Annotated in this window: 3 protein-coding genes; all 3 read right to left on the bottom strand. The window is 39.7% G+C overall.

Translation table 11 applies throughout. The features are described 5' to 3' along the window. Positions 1 to 2,268: non-ribosomal peptide synthetase (locus LGZ98_RS22775; RefSeq protein WP_262978644.1), on the bottom strand; the 2,268-nt coding region annotated here is incomplete at its 3' end. Between the two features lie 129 nt (positions 2,269 to 2,397). Then, positions 2,398 to 3,711 carry an aspartate aminotransferase family protein gene (locus LGZ98_RS22780; RefSeq protein WP_113044294.1) on the bottom strand — a complete coding sequence of 438 codons (1,314 nt, stop codon included), beginning with the start codon at positions 3,709 to 3,711 and terminating at the stop codon, positions 2,398 to 2,400. 168 nt (positions 3,712 to 3,879) lie between these two features. Then, the gene (locus tag LGZ98_RS22785; RefSeq protein WP_262978645.1) at positions 3,880 to 5,490 is read right to left on the bottom strand and encodes a cyclic peptide export ABC transporter; all 1,611 of its coding nucleotides are present in this window, start codon (positions 5,488 to 5,490) and stop codon (positions 3,880 to 3,882) included. Positions 5,491 to 6,102 lie beyond the last annotated feature (612 nt).

The following is a 6,102-nucleotide window of genomic DNA, read 5'->3' on the forward strand; positions in this document are numbered from 1 at the left end:
ACATTGAGTCTGCAACTTGTATGGTAACGTTTCACCACTGCATAAAATACGGCGTAATGACCGACAACGTCCTGCTGGTACCATGCTGACAAAGCTTTGCAACATAGAAGGAACAAAATGTATAGTTGTGACACCGCTGCGTTCAATTTCCTCCAGTAAGTAAAGCGGATCTTTATGCCCAGCAGGGCGAGCAATTACCAGTTGAGCGCCAGCCAGCAGAGGTAAGAAAAACTCCCAAACCGATACATCGAAACCAAATGACGTCTTTTGTAATACTACATCATCATCCCGTAGCTGGTACTCTTGGTGTGCCCAACATAAACGGTTAACCACTCCTTTATGTTCATTCATTACTCCCTTGGGATGCCCCGTCGAACCCGAGGTATAGATCACATAAGCTAGATGATTCGGTTTCAATCCTAATACTGTTGCATCAGGATTGTGCATTGACAGCTTTTGGAATACAGGTGACTCAACATCCAATGACAATACTGGTACTGATACCTTCGGTAACACACCAAGTAGCCCGCTCTGCGTCAGCACTACCTGCGGTTGACTGTCGGCCAACATATAACTCAGTCGTTCCTCTGGATAGCTCGGATCCAGTGGTACATACGCACCACCGGCCTTCAAGATAGCCAGCAGACCCACGACCATTTCCATACTGCGTTCTACGCAGATTGCTATTCTATCATCCGGGCCGACACCTAATTCTATTAAGTAGTGTGACAATTGATTGGCCCTACAGTTCAACTCGCTATAGCTCAATTCTTCATCGCCATAACGCAAGGCAATGGACTCAGGAGTTCGCTCAACTTGCTGTTCAATCAGTTGATGAATCAAACTATTTTTTTGAGGGTAAGCTTTTGCTGTGTTGTTGAAACCCAAAAGTACTTGTCGATGCTCTTGTTCACTAAGCAATACTAGGCTGGCTAGCCTCTGTTGCTCATCGTCGGCCATCTGTGCAAGTAAGGTAAATAAATGTCCCATCAATTGCGTTATAATTTCAACATCGAATTCGCTCGTACTATAGCGGAAATCACAACGAATTTGCCCGTCAACTTCCAGCACATTCACCATAAGTGGTACAGATGTATCAGCATAAGCGGGATATGGGAATGCCGATAACTCAGCGCCTCCCCAACTAATAGAGGAGCTTAGGTTTCCTTCCATCCACAAAGACAGTAGTTCGCTGCTGGCATACCTTGCCTGTTGAAAATTCATCATCGTCTGAAAAATGGGATGAATATCTGGCTGACGAGGAAATCTAATCTGTTCTAATACTTGGGAAAATGGATACTTCTGATTTTCAACACCTTGACGGATAAGATATTGTGATCTACGAATATGCTCGCTTACTGTAATATCATCACCCACATGACAACGCAATGCCACTGGATTGATAAATTCACCCACTAATCTGCCCCAACGCGCACGTCCACGCCCTGGCATAATGGTACCAACAATAATGTCATCTAACCCAGTGTAACGATGTAGCAATATTTGGTATGCCGCCAAAAAAATAGCAAACAAGCTACCACCATAATGTGATGCTACCACTTGCAACTTAGACACCAGCTCAAGCGGCAGCATCTTTATCAGTGTTTGTCTTTCTGGGATTTTGGTGTTGCTGCATTTATTTGGCCATTGCAACACAGGTAGCTCTCCACTTAACGCTTGTTGCCAAAAATGACCTTGTGCAACAGCTCCAGAACTTTGCAGCCACTGTTTCTGCCAAGCAACATAGTCTTGAAAGCTGTTGGTTGGCACAGGCTCTAGCTCCTGTAATGACAGCAATGACCCCAGCTCTTCTAGTAACATCCAATAGGACCAACCATCAACCGCAATATGGTCAAACACTAGCACCATAACCGACTCTTGCTCGTTGCATTGATACCAGCAGGCATGAATCCGTAACGGTTTATCTAGGTCAAAAATATGCCAGCATTCCTTTGCCACTTGCTGTTGAAGAACTTCAGTGTTGATCTGTTGAGCATCATGCTGGTGAACATTAATGCTAATATTATCACTGATACGATAGCCCAACTCTCCATCATCTAGACTAAAACTAGCACGTAACATAGGGTGGCGCATCAGCAGTTGGTTTAATGCAATTGTCAAACGTTCAGGAGTTAAACCTTTAACTCGTGCGCAAAAAGCACTATTGTGTTTCCCTTTCCCGACAGGGTCTAACTGATACTGAAGCCAACGGCTGCTTTGTGCTGTGGATAGGGGATGGTTCGGAGAGAAAATATCTAAACGACTCATTTTTCGATACCTTTTTATAAAGCCAGAAAATAACAACCTAGTAAAAACAATAAAAATACATAGATCGTTTTAAAATTATTAGGGCTTAATTGGGACCCCATAACTATATTTCATAGGATTCATCAGCACCTAAACAGGCAGGTATTGCTCATCAAGAGTTAATAGCGTTGATGAGCTTGAATAGTCGTTAAGCAAAGTGTTTAATACCATCTGCGCGATGCGCTGACCTGCAGCCAGCATCACCGCCCATTCCATGGTAAGTACAGGCATACACTTCAGTACCTCACTGTATGGACCACATACCTCAATTAGCAAACCATCTCGGAACAACTTGGCTGCGATAGTACGCGCATGTTCTGGCTGTCTGAAACGCAAGCCTAACATTAGACCACGCCCAACAATATCAACCTGATCCGCAACAGAAGCCAAGGCCTGCCGTAATTGGTTTGCTAGGGCATGACCTTTATCCGTCACCTCAATGGCAAAATTCGGTGTGCTCCAGAATTTCTTCAATGCAACCGTTGCCATCACCATCGCCAAGTTATTACCACGAAAAGTGCCGTTGTGCTCACCTGGAGCCCAGATATCAATTTCTGGCTTTATAAGATTGATAGAAAACGGTAAGCCTGCACCACTTAGAGATTTGGATAAGCAAACCACATCCGGTTCTATACCTGCATGTTCAAAACTAAAAAAAGTACCAGTACGACCACAACCAGTTTGAATTTCATCAACAATCAGCAACGCGCCAAGCCGTTTTGCTAATGAGCTAACCCCTCGGAGCCAATCATCCGAGGCACAATTCACTCCCCCTTCCCCTTGAACACATTCGAGCAAAAAAGCTGCTGGGGGATCAATACCAAAACCAGGCCGGAAAAACATATCCTCCAGTAACTGTAACTGACTAACAACTCCACCGCCTACAGCCCCATCATAAGGCAGACGGATTACTCCGGGTAGTTGCACAATCATGGATGCACGCTTAGCCGCATTAGCCGTCATCGCCAGAGCTCCTAAAGACATTCCATGATAGGCACCAGAAAAACAAGCAATGTTTATCCGATTAGTCACTTTACGAGCCAGTTTGAGTGCTGCTTCAACTGCATTAGCCCCTGTAGGGCCAGTAAATTGTAATTTGTAATCAAATTCTCTCGGTTTCAAAATAAGCTCATTAAAAGTCTCCAGAAACTTTGCCTTAACCTCAGTGTTCAAATCTAGTCCATTAATAATTCCATCACTGCGCAAATAATTAATGGCTGCTTCAACCATATCCTCATCATTATGTCCATAGTTCATAGAACCCGCTGCGGCGAAAAAATCGAGATATTCGCACCCCGTTGCATCATATAAAACTGAACCTTTTGCCTTAGAGAAAACCGCAGGAAAAGTTCGACAATAACTACGTACATCAGATTCTAATTCCCTAAAAATAGTGTTCGTCATATCCATTCCTCATATAGAAAAAGTAGCTCGACATAAAAACGCCACAAGTGTTCAAGTGTATTTCCCAAAGAAATTAAATAGTCAAAAAATAGGGTGTAATTTATTTTGAATAATCCAAATAGATATATGGACACCAACTGAATTCAAATTGACGTCCATATAAGGAATTTAGATATCTTTTATATGTCCATCTTCTAACTTCACTACTCTATCTGCCACTCCGAAATAAGAGTCATCATGAGTAATAACAATAACGGTTTTGCCACGCGCCTTTAATTCAGGTAATAATTCTGTATAAAATACTTTTTTAAAAACCGGGTCTTGATCTGCTGCCCATTCATCAAAGATATAAACAGGACGATCCTCTAAATAAGCAGATACTAAAGCTAATCTTTTACGCTGACCAGTGGATATATTTATGGTAGAGAATTTTCCATCTACTACTTTTACTTTATGATCCATACCCAATTTCTGAATGTAGTGAGTGGCTTTATCAGTAATATGTGAATCTATAGTGAGTAATTCTTCAAACAAGTGAAAATCAGAAAAAACGGCAGAGAAAAACTGTCGATAATACTCATTGTTAGAAGCGTTCATTTCTACACCATTTAATATAATAGAGCCAGAATCACATTGAAACAAACCAACCAACAACATTGCCAAAGTGGTTTTACCGCTGCCATTACCTCCTATGATAAAAACAATCTCTTCATGGTGTATTTTAAGATTTAATGGCCCAAGAATGAATTGGCTATCTTCCTTATCACTTGAGTAGTGATGAACAACATCTTGTAATTCAAGTAATACCTTGTTTTCCTTTACTTCTAAGAAAGGGTTAAGCTTATCAGAGTATACAAGCTGAGATTCCTGCAAATCCTTATCTAGTTGTCGCATTCTTTTCAAGGATACTTCCGCCGTGCGTAATTCGGGTATAGCCCCCATAACTTCACCAATAGGGCCAACTAAAAAGAGCATAACCAAGACTACCGAGACAAGAACACCTGGTTCAGACGGCCACCAAATGGGTACCACAAAAACCATAAAACCAATTATTACGTAAAACATAGTATCTGCTGAATTTACTAACCATGCCCATCTGGCATGACTCTTTATAAATATTTTTCTTAAATTCTCAGCACCATGCATAATAACTTGATTAACAAATAATTTACCACGATTAGTATTTAACTGTAGCTCCTTACTTCCACTTATAAGATTTTGAAAATTAAGATAAATATTATCAATCTGCTCTCTAACCTTGTCCATCATCTGAGAGGGATTTTTCTCTAAAATGTGAAATCCATACATCAATGTACCGAAACATACAGTCAGGACTAAAAATAGCACCCAAGAGACCCAGGCCAAATAACTAAGACAAGCCACAATAAGAATGGTATTACCAAACACTATTGGCGCAAACCTACATGAATCTGAAAACACATCAACATCTTTGGTTAAAACAGCTAACAGACCATGGCGTCCAAGCTCTTGCTGCTTTTTAAACGGTGTTCGCAGTAGTTTATTACTAAGATTGATACGTAGTGATAATATTGCAGATTGAGTCAAATGTAGCAACGCAATCTCTGCAGTAGCTTTACTAAAAAAATAGACTAAACATAATATAAAAAAAATATATGAAACAGAGTAGCCAGGAGACTCAATTGCTTTGCTCACCAGACCAACCAGTGAGGCTGCAGCACCTCCAGCTACTAATGCGCTTACCATAGAAAAACACAGCAATTTCCAAGAGTGAGCGCAAAGATATCTAATTAAATTCATAATAACCCATTCTCATTATTAGCACACTATTAATAGTAACATCAATATAAAGCATCAAGTTTTTTCTAATCAGATTTCATTTCACAGCTGAACGTAACTTAAATCACAACATATCCAAGCCATTTAATAATGTATATTTTGATAAAGTTAATCATCACTGAGAAATGCATATTCTAATTACCAGAGCAACCGCATGAACATTTTGCGAACACAATTAACACAAAAATAACGCAAAAATAACGCAAAAATAACGCAAATATGGATTGTATTTAAAGCAAATTAACAAGTGCTGTTATTAGAATAGCTTAAATACCATTCGTTCTGTTTTTTATTTGAGCATTCATGCGGTTGCCATGTTCTAATTATCGTAAGTAATAATAACATAACTATTTAAATAGGGTAGATAATATTTTTAATAAAAATTAACATTTAATGAAGAAATTGACAAGAGGTAATAAAAGAATCGCCAATAAAATTATAAGACATAAAATTAATACACGAATAATAGTCACTCATGTAACTTAAGGAAAAATAAAATAATCCAGAATATAATTAAAATAACTGTTGAATTGGTTCTATCGCATTAAAAGCCTATCCCAATAGGGTTTTGTT

Origin of the sequence: Photorhabdus kayaii (genome assembly GCF_025384895.1) — a bacterium.
GTDB classification, from domain to species: Bacteria; Pseudomonadota; Gammaproteobacteria; order Enterobacterales; family Enterobacteriaceae; genus Photorhabdus; species Photorhabdus kayaii.